The organism is uncultured Shewanella sp., from assembly GCF_947495455.1.
Classification (GTDB): Bacteria; Pseudomonadota; Gammaproteobacteria; order Enterobacterales; family Shewanellaceae; genus Shewanella.
The window spans coordinates 109,572-125,371 of sequence record NZ_CANLZC010000003.1 but is presented as its reverse complement, the minus strand read 5'-3'; the positions used below and the strand labels follow the sequence as shown (position 1 = coordinate 125,371).

General features: G+C 43.3%; 12 protein-coding genes and 1 other annotated feature. Of the genes, 9 read left to right on the top strand and 3 right to left on the bottom strand.

Annotated features, from left to right (window positions below):
• Nucleotides 1-323: 323 nt before the first annotated feature.
• Both Q0791_RS02075 and Q0791_RS02070 read right to left on the bottom strand, forming a co-directional pair.
• Complete coding sequence (locus Q0791_RS02075) at nucleotides 324-1,814, bottom strand: carboxypeptidase M32 (RefSeq protein WP_299002280.1); 1,491 nt, start codon at nucleotides 1,812-1,814, stop codon at nucleotides 324-326.
• A 100-nt stretch (nucleotides 1,815-1,914) separates the two neighbouring features.
• A complete protein-coding gene (locus Q0791_RS02070; protein WP_299002272.1) occupies nucleotides 1,915-3,096 on the bottom strand; it encodes a YHYH protein in 1,182 nt (393 codons plus the stop codon).
• 357 nt (nucleotides 3,097-3,453) lie between these two features.
• Between Q0791_RS02070 and Q0791_RS02065 the strand changes: the two genes are divergently transcribed.
• The 7 genes from Q0791_RS02065 (at nucleotide 3,454) to trpA (ending at nucleotide 12,070) form a co-directional block, all read left to right on the top strand.
• A complete protein-coding gene (locus tag Q0791_RS02065) occupies nucleotides 3,454-4,926 on the top strand; it encodes a hypothetical protein (protein WP_299002271.1) in 1,473 nt (490 codons plus the stop codon).
• Nucleotides 4,927-5,105: 179 nt separating this feature from the next.
• Nucleotides 5,106-5,214, top strand: a sequence feature (Trp leader region).
• 122 nt (nucleotides 5,215-5,336) lie between these two features.
• Entirely contained in the window at nucleotides 5,337-6,917 is a 1,581-nt protein-coding gene (locus tag Q0791_RS02060; protein ID WP_299002269.1) for an anthranilate synthase component 1, read from the top strand.
• Nucleotides 6,914-7,525: an aminodeoxychorismate/anthranilate synthase component II gene (locus Q0791_RS02055; protein WP_299002267.1), complete on the top strand. Its 612-nt coding sequence runs from the start codon at nucleotides 6,914-6,916 to the stop codon at nucleotides 7,523-7,525. The genes Q0791_RS02060 and Q0791_RS02055 overlap by 4 nt, the downstream gene beginning before the upstream one ends.
• Nucleotides 7,522-8,589 carry an anthranilate phosphoribosyltransferase gene (trpD, locus tag Q0791_RS02050; protein ID WP_299002266.1) on the top strand — a complete coding sequence of 356 codons (1,068 nt, stop codon included), beginning with the start codon at nucleotides 7,522-7,524 and terminating at the stop codon, nucleotides 8,587-8,589. Before Q0791_RS02055 ends, trpD begins: the two co-directional genes overlap by 4 nt.
• Nucleotides 8,590-8,591: 2 nt before the next feature.
• Nucleotides 8,592-9,986 (top strand): bifunctional indole-3-glycerol-phosphate synthase TrpC/phosphoribosylanthranilate isomerase TrpF, encoded by a 1,395-nt coding sequence (trpCF, locus tag Q0791_RS02045; protein ID WP_299002265.1) that lies wholly within the window; start codon nucleotides 8,592-8,594, stop codon nucleotides 9,984-9,986.
• An 82-nt stretch (nucleotides 9,987-10,068) separates the two neighbouring features.
• Nucleotides 10,069-11,268 carry a tryptophan synthase subunit beta gene (gene trpB, locus Q0791_RS02040; protein ID WP_299002263.1) on the top strand — a complete coding sequence of 400 codons (1,200 nt, stop codon included), beginning with the start codon at nucleotides 10,069-10,071 and terminating at the stop codon, nucleotides 11,266-11,268.
• Entirely contained in the window at nucleotides 11,261-12,070 is an 810-nt protein-coding gene (trpA, locus tag Q0791_RS02035) for a tryptophan synthase subunit alpha (RefSeq protein ID WP_299002261.1), read from the top strand. Before trpB ends, trpA begins: the two co-directional genes overlap by 8 nt.
• Nucleotides 12,071-12,142: 72 nt before the next feature.
• Here trpA and Q0791_RS02030 read toward each other — a convergent pair whose 3' ends face one another.
• Nucleotides 12,143-12,751, bottom strand: coding sequence for a chorismate mutase (locus Q0791_RS02030; RefSeq protein WP_299002259.1), 609 nt, complete (start codon nucleotides 12,749-12,751; stop codon nucleotides 12,143-12,145).
• Nucleotides 12,752-13,060: 309 nt separating this feature from the next.
• Here Q0791_RS02030 and Q0791_RS02025 point away from each other — a divergent pair, with 309 nt between their 5' ends.
• Together Q0791_RS02025 and Q0791_RS02020 are read left to right on the top strand one after the other, a co-directional pair.
• Complete coding sequence (locus tag Q0791_RS02025) at nucleotides 13,061-14,287, top strand: phosphatidylinositol-specific phospholipase C domain-containing protein (RefSeq protein ID WP_299002257.1); 1,227 nt, start codon at nucleotides 13,061-13,063, stop codon at nucleotides 14,285-14,287.
• Nucleotides 14,288-14,564: 277 nt separating this feature from the next.
• Complete coding sequence (locus tag Q0791_RS02020; RefSeq protein WP_299002255.1) at nucleotides 14,565-15,668, top strand: alpha/beta hydrolase; 1,104 nt, start codon at nucleotides 14,565-14,567, stop codon at nucleotides 15,666-15,668.
• The last annotated feature ends 132 nt before the right edge of the window (nucleotides 15,669-15,800 follow it).

Here is a 15,800-nt window from a genome sequence, read left to right as displayed (position 1 = left end):
TTATGTGCTGTATAACTTGGCTCACTTCACAATCAGTATTCATTGTTTATGAGCCAGAAAAGTGGGGATCCCTCAGTACCCGTGATACTTGAAGATGCAGGATTCAGCTGGAATTAAAAGCCTTTTAGGCAAGGCTTTGAACAGCGTGCCTAGTCATTCTAAGCTGATGTTCAATAACGCAGTATAAAAGGCTTTTAAACCAGCCCTTTGGGAGCCTGTAAAAGCACCGACTTCTGCGTTGTATCATCTTAAAAGGCAATAAGCATTCTTGCAATAATACGCCTTGAACTAGGCGCTTTTACAGGTTCTGAAAACATGCATCTTCAAGTATCACGGGTATAACGCTCACTTAAATGCTGTTTAAAATGCTCAGCATTTAATATTTCCCCCGTCGCTTGTTTCACTAACTCATTGGTCGTCAATAAACTGCCTTGAGACCAAATATGTGTTTCAAGCCAATTAAAAATAGGTGATAAATCGCCACTGCTAATAACATCATTAACATCAAGTACTTTTTTCATTGATGTCATAAATTGCGCTGCATACATGGCTCCAAGAGTATAAGAAGGAAAATACCCAAACGCACCATCGGTCCAATGAATATCTTGCATACAGCCATGATTGAAATTACCTCTAGTTGATAACCCCAAATAGCTTTTCATTTTTTCATTCCACAATTCAGGGACATCAGTATGCTTTATATGGCCATTGATCAAATCACGCTCAATTTCATAGCGTAAAATAACATGGGCAGGGTAGGTTAATTCATCCGCATCGACACGAATAAAGCCTTTTTCAACACGGGTATAAAGCTTTTGAAAATTGTTTTTATCAAATATCCCCTTATCATGTTGACTAAACTGCTTCTGTGCTAAACGGGATAAATGTTCAATAAAAGCCGAACTTCGACCTATTTGCATTTCAAAAAATAAAGATTGTGACTCATGGATCCCCATAGAACGTGCGCTACCAGCTGGTAATCCAGCATACCTCTTAGGCAAGCCTTGCTCGTAACGGGCATGACCCGTTTCATGCACTATCCCCATTAATGACTGCATAAACTCATCTTCATTATACCGAGTTGTGATCCGCACATCTTGAGGAACACCGCCACAAAAAGGATGCACACTTTCATCTAAACGGCCATGATGAAAATCGAATTGAAGTAACTTCATGACCTCAATGCCTAATGCTTTTTGTTGCTCGGTTGAAAATGTTCCAGAAGGCGCAATGAAGGACTCCGAAGCCTGTTTTTCAATCACTTGATCGATAAGCCCCGGCAACCAAGTTTTCACATCAACAAAAACACGATCCAGTTGCGAGGATGTCGTGCCGGGCTCATAGATATCCAGCATGGCATCATAGGCCGACAATCCCGTTGCCTCAGCGCGGATCTGTGCTTCTTCTTTGGATAATTTAACCACTTCAGCCCAATTTTTTTCAAAACCTTGCCAATCATTCTCCCCTCGCTGGTTTCGCCATGCGTGCTCGCATTTCGCCCCAGCCATTGACTTTGCTTGTACAAGTTCTTTGGATAAGATATTGGCATGTTGCCATTGACGATGCATTTCCCGCAAACTGGCCTGCTCATGGGTTGATAACGACTCTTCTTGTGCCTTAACAAAAGCTTCTTCTAATTCTGGCGCCGTTAATAATGCATGGATATGAACCGACAGTTCAGCCATGGCTTCAGAGCGTGCTTGATTACCACCGCTGGGCATTTTAGCGGCTTGATCCCAACCACAAATGGCTTGCAAATGTTGAAAGTGTGATATTTTTTTAAAAGTTTCGGTAAGCTGCTGGTAAGTCGTCATGATAATTTCAAGTAATAACAAGATACATGGGGCTAGCATAAATCAAAAATGCACACTAGTGTTAATGCTTTGTGTGCATTCGATTGCAGTCATCACCCCACTAAGAATGACCTAATGCCTTCTGTAACTGTGATACAGACACCTTTAATTTCTCTGCCGCTTGCTGAAAATTAGGAGGCGGTCCTCCCAAAGCTTGGCGCAGTGCCATTTCACTCACGCCTAAGGTTTGAGCCGCCTTACCTAAATCAGGCCTTTGCCCTCTTCCGTGTCCAGCACTCGCTTTATTCCCTTGAGATCCTATGCCAATCTTTGCCGTCGTTTTAAAATTATCTTTAGCCTGTACCCCTTTTAAACACTTAGGCAAATTTGGAAATGTCAGACTCGCATGATAGTGGTATATTCCATTGGGAAAGGCTTTTGTCGGTCCAAAGTGGCCATTACACTCATCTAATCCTTGCGCCAGTTTGCCATCTTCTTCCGCACTGCCGTACATAGGAAACCCATCAAATGCAAATGCAAAGAGTGCTGAATGTGATTGACTTAAATGACAATGTGCATGAACACCTTCATGCTTAAAACTTGAGTCAATGTCTGTTGATGTGCCATGCCAATGATAATACCCACCGGGATCCACATGTCCACCACATTCATCCAAAGCAGGTAACTGCCCCGTTTGTAAAACCGAAGGCGCGTCGGCAAAAACAGGGATCCCATCCAATGCAAGCCCCACCTTAGCCACCGTCCCCAAATCGGTGACTTGTTTTGCTTGCTTAGGGTATAAAGGAATAAGCGTCGTGGTTTTAACATGAGTTTCCAGCTTAGCCTCTAAACACGCATGAGCCGATTGACGCACTTGGGGCGCCGCACCACCTGGCGTCGTAATAAAAAGGTTCCCCGACTCATCATAAAAGCGATAACCTAGCGCATTCAATTTCTTAAAAAACGCTCCGTTTAAGCGATACAGTCCAGGATCCTCTCCATCCCATTCCCAAATTCCCCCTTGCTCATTGATATTTTCAGGGCAAAATGGCCCTATCTGTAAATGATCCGGTAACGCTTTACTGTATAAAGTGAGACATTGAGTATTGGTGCCATCTGTTAATTGACAATCAACGACTTTAGGGCTTGGCACCCCTTCAATATGTTGAAAGTACTTGGCTTTCACTACGGGGGATGGGTTAACACTTAATGTGTTAGTGGCGTCAATATTCTGAGCAAACACCACACCTTGGCTCCCCACTGACAGACCTGCTATTAAAGTAAACAAAAAAGGTATATTCACTGACATTTTCATTATGCACAATACTCGACTGAAATGTTAATCACCTGACTGGTTTATCAAAAAAGAGAATACCAAAGGGTCAAATTAAGAAGTGTCGATAAAAGTAAAAGCAATGCAAACATCGGTGAATATTCGCTGACATTCAAACAAACGTCAGCAAGCGTGGGAGTCGATCTTTATCGCGTCTCAAAATACATTAAAATGGAATCTAGTGCACAATAATCACTCAATAGAATCGCTCAATCAATAATGATCCAATAAGATAGAAGTGGATCTGCCGTTTATCTTCTTTAATATTAAAAAGTAGATAATAGACCATCTTGTTACTGTTCTTAAACGGGTGTAATGACAACACAAATGACATGGAAGATTAATAACATGCTCTATTATAAAAAATCTTTATTATTAATGACCTTACTCACTTCATTTAATAGCTTTTCCAACCCTTTAATCAATAGTCAACCTCCTCAACAAGAGATCGATGCACATACCATACCTTTTCCTGTTAACAGCCCAGTTAACTTGACCTCCACACCCCAGCCTTTACTCGCCTCAGAAAAAATATCAGCATCCATTTTTAAATCAAAAAATCTTCACCAAGCCAATACCATGAGCCCATTAGCTTACACCCCCTTATGTACAACATTAAATACTGGCGTACTTTATACCCTCAACGGTACTCAAACAGGTGGCACCTATTGTTATCACTTCACCATTACCGACAGAGCAAAAACCACGGCTATTTTAGTGGGGCAAGACGCGCAAACTGACTTTACGCTCTCTGTTTACCAAGATATTGACGGCACTATTTATAACTTAGGAACCTCTAGCAATGCCGCTAATGCCGATGAAGTGGTCAAAGTGATTACCCAGCCCGGTGAATACTATTGGTACATGCAAGCAGTCAGTGCCACCAATGCCACTATTAACTTTGGCGCTGAAGTGGCGACCAATATTGACAGCTATGAAGTCAATGACACTTATGCCACGCGAGCTTATTTAGCAGATTCTAGAAATTTTGTTCGAGGGAATCATGAAAGTGGCAACGATATTGATTACTTTGTTTATCAAGCCACCGCTAATGGCAATATAGATTTAGCATTAAATGATATCGAAAGTCCCAATCAATGGATTTTTGAATCACTGGATACTAACGGTATCTGGCAGCCTTTACTCACAGGTGCAGGTACAAACAATAATCAAAGCGTCACCACAGGACAAATCCTGGATGTGCGCGTGCGCCCTAACTTGAGTGTCACAACAGATCCAAACAAGCATTACCGTATGAGCCTAGGCACAGCAGCGCCGCAATATTATCAATACAATATGGGCACCTTTAGTGGAACGGTAGCCCTGCAACAAAGAGTCAATCAATCCTTTACTGTCACACCCAGCAGCCAATATGAAGATTTAATCAGTGTGGTGGTGATCCCAAATATTAGCGGCAGTATCAGCGGCATAAATTGTGATTTAGATCTGTACAATCAATACAATCAAAAATTTGCCTCATATAAATGCTCAGCCAATAAACAATATAACTTACCCACTAACGCCATTGTTAAACCTGGTAGTGTGACGGCTAAAATGTCAATTTATCATGCTAGCTTTTCCGATCCCAGTACCCGCAGCTTCACGATCCCTGTGACCTTAAGCTTTGGCTCAGCGCTAGACTTAGATAATGACTCACTGCCTTACTGGTTCGAAGCGAAAAACGGGCTCAGTGACGAAAATCCCGATGATGCACTCCTTGACAGTGACAATGATGGCTTTAGCAACTTAGCGGAGTTTAACGCCAATACTTCGCCCATTGATGCCAATAGTCATCCTTAATATGAATAAAAGCAGTAAATATGCAAGAAGTCATTGACAGGATAAGGTATCAAATGTTCTTATAGTGGCTCTTAAGCGTCATTTTTTATTTAGCACCATAAATGACATTTTTTAATCACTTTTTATAAAGTCGATTGTTGATAATGAGCCTTATGACACAGTTTAACGTTTCTTCACACATTTCTTGGTGGTGGCACTTCCCAACTTAGCGGGTAGTGTGAAACTCTGTGCTCATAAAATGAGACAAGATTTAAACAAAAAGCCCGCATACATTGCGGGCTTTTTTGCATTTTTAGCTAAGGCAATGTGTTAAACCAGCAGGCTGCAGTACAAAATGAAAGCAAGCATTGAAATGCATACACTGAACTTATTTTAATTTAGCCATTTTTTGATTTAGCAGGATGATATTTATGACTCCCTCTTCCTTAGCGAGTATCACCACACACAGTGACAATTTCACTTATCATGATGATCCTCTGATTTTATATCAGCACCTCACCAATGACGCTCCACATACTATGTTGCTTGAGTCTGCCGAAATAGACAGCAAGGCGCACCTTAAAAGCCTATTATTGACCCACAGCGCCTTAATGATCCGTTGTGATCACTATCAATTATCCTTTATCGCATTAACAGACAATGGTGCCCAACTACTCAAACCTATTGAACTTTTCTTTCATGGCCAAAGTACAACCCAGTCTATTTCACACCAAGACAAGCAAGTGATTGTCACATTAACCAAAGCAACCCAACGACAAGATGAAGATGCGCGGCTAAAATCTGTCTCTCCCCTTGATGGGCTACGTGCCTTAATCAAGCATATGCACAGTGAGCAAGCCCCCGCCTTTGAACAGCTCTTTCTCGGCGGTGTGTTAGCCTACGATCTTATCGACAGTGTAGAGCCACTGCCAACAGTCGCTGACAGTGACAATACTTGCCCTGATTACCTCTTTTATCTGGCAGAAACCTTAATAATAGTGGATCATCAAACCCAGCAAGCCAACATTACCACTCATGTATTCACCCCCAATGGACAAAAAGCAAGTGCAGCAACTCAATCAGCCATGACCCAAAGACGCAATGCGTTACAGGAACTCAGCCTATCACTGCCTTCGGTGGCCGAGCTTAATCCCATTCATGATGAGGTAAAAGTCAATGTCAGTGATGAAGAGTTTAAAGCCCAAGTCAACGACCTTAAAGCCCATATTATTAATGGTGATATCTTTCAAGTCGTTCCTTCTCGTAGCTTTAGCTTGCCTTGCCCCAATACATTAGGCGCGTATCGTGCATTAAGGCTCACTAATCCGAGTCCCTATATGTTTTACGTCAATGGCCCGAATTTCACCTTATTTGGCGCATCCCCTGAAAGTGCCATTAAATACGAGGCCAGTACCAATCAAGTGGAAATTTACCCTATTGCAGGCACTCGAAAGCGGGGGAAAACAGCAACAGGCGACATTGATTTTGATCTCGATAGCCGCATAGAGCTCGAACTCAGACTGGATAAAAAAGAGCTGTCCGAGCACATCATGCTGGTTGATTTAGCTCGCAATGATATCGCCCGTATCAGTCAAAGCGGCACTCGTAAAGTGCCTGAATTACTCAAAGTCGACCGTTATTCTCATGTGATGCATCTGGTAAGCCGTGTTACCGGACAATTGCGCCAAGATTTAGATGCGCTTCATGCTTATCAAGCTTGCATGAATATGGGAACATTAACAGGGGCACCTAAAGTCAGCGCAGCTCAACTTATTCGAAGCGTAGAGCAAAGTCGCCGTGGCAGTTATGGGGGCGCCGTGGGTTACTTAAATGGGTTAGGAGACATGGATACGTGCATTGTGATCCGCTCCGCTTTTGTCAAAAATGGTACCGCGCACATTCAAGCTGGCGCTGGTGTGGTCTTTGACTCTGATCCACAAGCCGAAGCCGATGAGACTCGCCAAAAAGCCCAAGCAGTGATCACTGCAATCAAAATGGGAGCAGGACAATGAAAATTTATTTACTCGACAACTTCGACTCTTTTACCTACAACTTAGTGGATCAATTTCGCACCTTAGGTAATGAGGTCATTATTTATCGTAATGATATCGATGCACAATTTATCGCCAACGCATTACTCAATGATAATGAGCAAAGTGTCCTGGTCTTATCGCCAGGTCCTGGCGCGCCTCATGATGCGGGCTCCATGATGCAACTTATTGCATTACTGGCAGGCAAAGTGCCCATGTTGGGGATCTGTTTAGGCCACCAAGCCTTAATTGAACATTACGGCGGAAAAGTCGAACGCGCAAACGAAGTGGTTCATGGTAAAGCCAGCCCAACGATCCATCAAGGAAAAGCCATATTTGCAGGCTTGCCTTCACCACTGCCCGTTGCCCGCTATCATAGCTTAGTAGCAACTCAGGTTCCCGCTTGTTTGGATATTATTGCCACAACAGAAGCGATGCCAATGGCCATATTGCATGAAGCCCATCGCGCCGTGGGCTTTCAATTTCACCCAGAGTCCATTTTAACCACATTAGGCAGTCAACTGCTGACGCAAACCTTAGAGTATCTCACTGCTAACGTATCAGCCCAAGATCAAGAGGTCGCTTCATGAATAAAGACATTAGTCAGCAAGCCTTACTCGAACAACTTTATCAAGGCCACTCTTTAACCCGTGATGAGACGCGATTACTCTTTACCGAAATCATGCAAGGTAACATGAATGAAGCCGCTATTGCCGCCATGCTCATCGCCATCAAGATCCACGGTGAAACCATAGATCAGATCACAGGTGCCGCCGATGCCCTTCGCAGTGTGGCAAAGGCTTTCCCCTCACCCAATGAAGCCATTAAAGCAAAAGGGATCCTGGATATTGTTGGCACAGGCGGCGATGGCCACGACACCATTAATATTTCTACCATGGCTGCCTTTGTCGCCGCGGCCTCAGGTGCAAACGTGGCTAAACACGGCAATCGTAGCGCCACCAGCAAAACAGGCTCATCTGATCTACTCAGTCAATTTGGCATTAATTTAACCATGTCACCTGATGTCGCCTGCCAATGTTTAAACACATTAGGTTTATGCTTTTTATTTGCGCCGCACTATCATGGCGGCATTAAACATGCCATGCCCGTTCGAAAAGCGTTAAAAACCCGCACCCTGTTTAACATTCTGGGGCCCTTAATTAATCCCGCCGCACCTGACTTCATGCTACTGGGTGTATATAGCCCTGATTTAGTCGCACCTATTGCCCAAGTGCTCCATGCCCTTGGGGTCAAGCGCGCCATGGTTGTTCATGGCAGTGGCTTAGATGAAATTGCTATTCATGGTGAAACCTTAGTCAATGAGCTTAAAGAAGGACATATTCGAGAGTATCACTTGTCGCCGACTCAATTAGGTCTACCCTTGGCCAGTTTAAAGGATATTAAAGGCGGCAGCCCAAGGGAAAATGCCCTTTACACTCAACATATTTTACAAGGCCAAGGCCAACTGGCTCACACCCATGCTGTCGCCATTAATGCAGGCTGTGCGCTTTATATTGCAGGCCTCGCCGAATCCCCCAAAGCGGGGACAGAGTTAGCCTTAAACACACTCAAAAGTGGCCGTGCATTTAGCCTGCTCACTAAGCTGGCTAATGCCAGTCAAGTAGACTCAGTCTTAGCCACAAAGGAAGCATGATCATGAGTAATGTTCTAACCAAGATTGTCGATACCAAAGTCGCACACATTGCAGCCTTAAAACAACGTTTTCCAGAAGCCACATTGTCGCCAAAAATCTCCGATAGAAGTTTATATGACGCCCTAAGTGCACCCAATGCAGGCTTTATTTTAGAATGTAAAAAAGCCAGCCCGTCAAAAGGGCTTATTCGCGATGACTTTAACCTTGAAGCCATCAGTGATGTGTATACCCGTTATGCGGCGGGTATTTCAGTACTGACCGACGAGCAATTTTTCCAAGGCAATATGGATTTTATCCCTCGCGTCCGCGCGCGCGTCACTCAGCCCGTGCTCTGCAAAGACTTTTTTGTCGATGCCTATCAAATCAAATTGGCCGCTCATCAGGGCGCCGATGCGATTCTACTCATGCTATCCGTCCTGAATGACAAGCAATATCAAGACTTAGCAATAGAGGCTAAGCGATATCAGCTTGATGTATTAACGGAAGTGAGCAATGAAGAGGAGCTTGAACGCGCCATTCAATTAAACGCACCCATTATTGGCATTAATAATCGCAACTTGCGCGACTTATCAACAGACTTAAACGTCACAGAAAAGCTGGCCCCACGCATTCCAACAGATCGGTTGGTGATCAGTGAGTCTGGTATTTATACCCATGCCCAAGTCAAGCGCCTTGCTCCACTCGTCAATGGCTTCTTGGTAGGCAGCTCTTTGATGGCACAAGAGGATATCGATCTTGCCTGCCGTTTATTAGTATTGGGCAATAATAAAGTCTGCGGCCTCACACGTATTGACGATATTCGCAGCATAGCTCAAGCGGGGGCCGTCTTTGGCGGACTCATTTTTGCTCAAAAATCCGAGCGAGCACTCACACTTGAGCAAGCCGAGCAACTTCTTGAGCAATTAGCCCCCAATGAGCCCAAACTGCAATTTGTCGGTGTATTTGTTAATGAAGCAGCGACAACCATAGCGAATATGGCCCAAGCACTCAAGCTTTTTGCCGTGCAGTTACACGGCAATGAGAGCGATGATGATATCATCGCCCTAAAAACGACATTAACAGCACTGGGACTCAATACGCAAATATGGAAAGCCGTTCCCGTATCGACAAGTCACGACACATTATCCATTCCAATACCAATACATGTGGACAGGTTATTATTTGACAGCCACATTCAAGGTCAATTTGGTGCAACCGGACAAACCTTTGATTGGCAAAAAGCCGCACTTCATAAAGAAGAGGCCATGCTAGCAGGGGGATTGACTCCAAGTAATGCTAAGCAAGCCGCAGAGCAAGGCTTTTATGGTTTAGACTTTAATTCCGGTGTCGAGCAAAGTCCAGGTATTAAAGATCCCATTAAAATCGCCAATGTTTTTAAAGCGCTACGTCAATATTAATTTAAAAGTACAAGTTAACAACACCCAAGCAAATGATGAATAACATAATCAATGGTTTACATAATGCAATGAGGAACAAGGTATGAACAAGTTAAACCCCTATTTTGGGGAATATGGCGGTATGTACGTACCACAAATTTTAGTCCCTGCCCTCAAGCAGCTAGAGACGGCCTTTATTGAAGCCCAAGCCGATCCCGCCTTTCAAGCTGAGTTCACGGATCTCCTTAAAAATTATGCTGGCCGCCCTACCGCACTGACCTTAACTCGAAATCTCAGCCCAAATCCATTGGCTAAGATTTACCTTAAACGAGAAGACTTATTACATGGCGGCGCCCATAAGACCAACCAAGTCTTAGGCCAAGCACTGCTGGCTAAGCGCATGGGTAAAAAAGAGATCATTGCTGAAACAGGCGCTGGCCAACATGGCGTGGCCACCGCACTTGCCTGCGCATTATTGGATTTAAAATGTAAAATTTACATGGGTGCCAAAGATGTTGAGCGTCAATCGCCTAATGTCTTTCGCATGAAACTCATGGGCGCCGAAGTCATTCCTGTTACCTCAGGCTCTGCTACATTAAAAGATGCGTGCAATGAAGCCATGCGCGACTGGTCTGCTCGTTACGATAGTGCGCATTATCTTCTGGGCACCGCAGCAGGCCCTCACCCCTTCCCCACCATAGTCCGTGAATTTCAGCGCATGATAGGTGAAGAGACGAAACAACAAATACTGGAAAAAGAAGGCAGATTACCCGATGCCGTCATCGCCTGTGTTGGCGGAGGTTCAAATGCCATCGGCATGTTTGCCGATTTTATCGATGAGGAGTCCGTTGCATTAATCGGCGTTGAACCTGCGGGTAAAGGCATAGATACCCCTATGCACGGCGCACCATTAAAACATGGGAAAACAGGTATTTTCTTTGGCATGAAGGCGCCGTTAATGCAAGATGAACAAGGCCAAATAGAAGAGTCTTACTCGATTTCTGCAGGACTTGATTTCCCCTCTGTCGGCCCACAACATGCTCACCTTGCCAAAACAGGCCGCGCCACTTACGAGTCTGCCACCGATGAAGAAGCACTCGATGCCTTTCAACTACTTGCTCGCTCGGAAGGCATTATTCCGGCATTAGAGTCGGCTCACGCTCTCGCTTATGCCTTAAAGCTCGCTAAAGCGGCCACCAAAGCAACCTTACTAGTGGTCAATTTATCGGGTCGAGGCGACAAAGATATCTTTACCGTATCCGATATACTCTCTGAACAAGCAAAGGAGCATTCTCATGAGTAACCGTTATCACACCGCCTTTGCTGCATTAAAAGACAAGCAACAAGGCGCCTTTGTCCCCTTTGTGACCTTAGGGGATCCTAGCCCTGAATTGTCATTGAAAATCATCGATACCTTAATTGACAATGGCGCCGATGCATTAGAGTTAGGCTTTCCTTTTTCCGATCCCTTAGCCGATGGCCCCGTTATTCAAGAGGCAAACCTACGTGCTTTAAGCGCGAATACCACACCCAAGATCTGTTTTGATATACTCGCCAAAGTCCGTGCCAAGCACCCAAGTATTCCCATGGGATTACTGCTTTATGCTAATTTAGTGTTTGCCAATGGTATCGATACTTTTTATGCAAAAGCTAAGGCTGCTGGCGTAGACTCAGTGCTTATCGCCGATGTCCCTGTAGAAGAAGCCACCCCCTTTATTACAGCGGCCAAAGCTCATGGTATCGCTCCGATTTTTATTGCACCGCCTAATGCCAATGAAGCCACCTTAAAAGCGGTGAGCAGCAAAGGGGAAGGTTATACCTATTTGCTATCACGCGCAGGGGTGACAGGTACGGAATCTAAAGCAGGCATGCCCATTGGTGATATTTTACAAAAACTCAATCAGTTTGATGCCCCGCCGCCATTACTCGGTTTTGGTATTGCTGAGCCCTCTCAGGTACATGATGCCATTAACGCGGGGGCTGCTGGTGCGATTTCAGGCTCAGCGGTAGTCAAAATTATCACCGCTTATAAAGATAATGAAACTCAGCTGCTGAAGAAATTAGGCGAATTTACCCGTAATATGAAAGCAGGTACGCAGCTTTAATTTATTTTTACATTAACGACAATCCCATAAAAGCGTCAGTCATACACTGACGCTTTTTTATTATCCCTATTATCATTCAGTGATCTTTATCAATGCATTAAACAGCAATTTTTTATCTGCATCAGTCACATACTTGACATTAATCGCATCACTAAAACGCGGGTATTGTGCCTGCATGAAGTGCCCTCCTTGCTTCACATAAGCGGCCAATTCAGTATTCAACTGTTTTCCCAATTTAATCAAAGCTGGCCTGATTTGTGTCTTTAAATCTTCTGGAGTTCTTGATGTAGGGCTGGCTAGCCAGTGTGCACGGTAACGATATTGTATCGCTTTTGCTACGGCTATTTGTGCCTTAAAAAAGCTATCCACTTTATTCGCCGGTAACCCCAATTGGCTGGCGGCTTGCATGGCACTGGCTAATACTTGTTTTTCACGTGCCAGATCTTCAATGGCCAAGTGATGCTGCGCTTTATAAAGCGCCACATCTTGCATATAAGTTAACCTTTCATTTATTGTGTTAAAAATACTGTCTACATCGACATTCGCCATTGCCGATCCAGAAAACGATAAGATTAAACACAATAAGCCATACTTTTTGATTCTCATTTTATGTAAATGTTTCATAGAAGCCTTATCTTTACAATTAAATAAATTCATCATTATCAGCTGCAATTTATTCATTACACTCTCATAACGTTAAGTACAGCTAGCCGATATGAAATAAGGAAAATGATTTTTCTTCCCATTACTCCATTAGAAAAAATCATACATTAAAAACATTTAATAAACATTATCATTACATAAGGCTTTTGTTCGAGTAGGTTTATGGGGGATGACGACATTATTGCCAAGCTGTTCTCCTTTAACCCAACTAGCCTTAAGTCAATCATTGTCATTTAAATGATCCACAAGGAATGGCTATCAGTAAGGAGCGGATAAAGCGTCTTTATCACTCACTAATAGCCTTAAAATAATATAGGATCCAACTGAATGAAATCTTCATTTTTTACTTTCATGTCAGCCGCCACCTTAGCTTGCTGCCAACTCAGCTTTAATGCCAGCGCCGATAGTATTTCTGACTTTAATGCTTCATGGCAAGGCCAAGCCCTCGCCTCTCAGCGACTACTGGATGTGTATGCACCACTGAAAAACAATAATATCTTAGGCACGCACAATAGTTATAATTCTGAAGCTTATACTAGTTGTAACTTCTCAGTCGGATGCCGCTACCTCGACCCTCAGCAAAAACACACGATCAAAGAACAATTATTGATGGGGGCACGTTTTATCGAACTGGACGTCCATTGGACCACAAAAATGGAAAGCCTGTTTTCTTACCCTAAGCGTTTACTGCTATGCCATGGCTTTTGCAGCATCAACGATAAATATTTTACCGAAGGGCTCAATGAAATAAAAAATTGGCTTAATAGTGAAGACAGTGAAAATCAAGTTCTTATTCTGTATATAGAAGATCATATGGAAGGTCGTTATGATGAAGCTATCAGTCAACTTGACGAGCGCATAGGTCAGTGGGTATATACCAGTCAGGGCTGCGATACTCCACTGGATACATTGACAAAAGCCGATATCATTAGTAGCGGCAAGAAAGTGGTTATTTGGGGTCAGGATGGCTGCACCAATCACAGCAACTGGGGCAAGCTTGTTTTTAAAGATCTGGGTGAAATCGGTCGAATTTGGGAGGACAGAACCACCACTAAAGCTATCGGTGACATTCTTACTGGCGGCAGTGATAATTATATCACCGATACTGACGTCACAGACTTTTTTAGCCAAGGCGCCAATATCGTTAACCTCGATGACATGGTCACCACAGATAACCGACTTGTCTCGAGTATTTGGAGTTGGGATACCAATGAACCCAACAATGCTGGAGACAGCCAACATTGTGCACTGCAATGGGCTAATGGACGCTGGGACGATCAATTTTGCGGTAATGATTATGCCTATGCCTGCTATAATGAGCAAAATAAACAGTGGCAAGTGACCGATAATACAGGCACTTGGAATGAAGGAGAACAAGCTTGTCAGACACTGGGGAGTAATTTCCATTTTGATGTGCCAACAAACAGTTTTGATAATGAAAAATTAAAAGCCGCTAAAGAAGCCAAGAACCATGCTCAGGTTTGGCTGGATTACAGCGATCAAGTCACCGAAGGACAATGGCGCATCAATGGCCGTCACCCCTCTGAGTTATGATGACACAGCAATCCATTTGACATAAATAAAATCGCGAATATACCCACAAATAAGGACAAACTGTGGGTATATTCACGTTCAAATCAGCGCTTTCTATCACCGCCTTTTCTTTTCCCTTGCTTCATTTTTTCTTACAATTGAAATAGTAAAAATGAATGCATTTCATTCCATTAAAGCTTAATCTATTTGCCGATAGTCAAGTGAACGTATTATGCTTGCTGAAATAAAAATACATTAATCCTGTGTTCCCTACGATCTAAATAAGGATAAATCCACAATGAACGAGTCCTTTCTCTCTCCCATTTTTCAGTCAGGCTTGCTACCAAGGCCTTCTGTTTCACCTGCCAAAATCGCTTTTATCGGCTTGATACTGTTATGTTTAAGCCCTTTTTTCGCTTTCGCATCAACCCAAGGCGGATCTCACTCAACTTCTTCTGCCGACAGTCACCAATACGGTATTAACCTCGAGGGTTATCCTTACCCTTATCCCGTACACTTTTTGCCTTTAAATGTTCAACAGCAGTCATTAAAAATGGCTTATATGTATGTCAAAGCCAATAATCCCAATGGACACACAGTCTTGCTTATGCACGGTAAAAACTTTAATGGCATGTATTTCAAACAAGTGATTGCCCATTTAAACCAAGCAGGATTTAATGTGCTAGTGCCCGATCAAATTGGCTTTGGTAAATCCTCAAAACCTGCCTACTTTCAATATACCTTTCAGCAGTTAGCGCAAAATACCAAAACCTTACTCGATACCTTACACATCAAAAAAACCATAGTACTAGGACACTCTTTAGGGGGAATGCTGGCTACCCGTTTTGCCCTTATGTACCCAAACACCACCACTAAACTTATTCTTGAAAACCCATTAGGCTTAGAAGATTGGAAAACTGTTGTGCCCTACCCCCAAGGTGGCGTCGATTACTGGTATAACATTGAGCTGGCCAAAACCCCTGAGAAACTTAAACAATACCAAATTAACAATTACTATCAGGGTCATTGGAAGTCAGAATATCAACCTTATGTTGATATTATTGCCAGCTTTATGAACAGCCCTGACTATCCAAGATATGCATGGAATTCGGCACTCATCTACGACATGCTTTACACTCAACCTGTGGTTTATGAATTTAAAAACTTAACCATGCCCACACTGCTTATTATTGGTCAAAGTGATAAAACGGCCCACGGAAAAGAAAGGATCACGCCAAAAGTCGCAAAAACCATGGGTAACTATGCCGAACTTGGCAAAAAAACAGCAAAAGTCATTCCTAACGCCACCTTAGTCGAACTGGATAATGTGGGCCATGTTCCCCATATACAAGCTTTTGACCGTTTCATGCCTGCTTTACTCAACTTTATACAGAATAAATAACCTTGTTTATACCAATTCTACTATATAAGTGATCTTTCAGCGGGAATTCAACATGCTGTAGGCAAGGCGGATGATTGAAGCTAATAGTGATTCTATATCGAAAGCATCTAACGTAGCATAAAGTATGTCGAA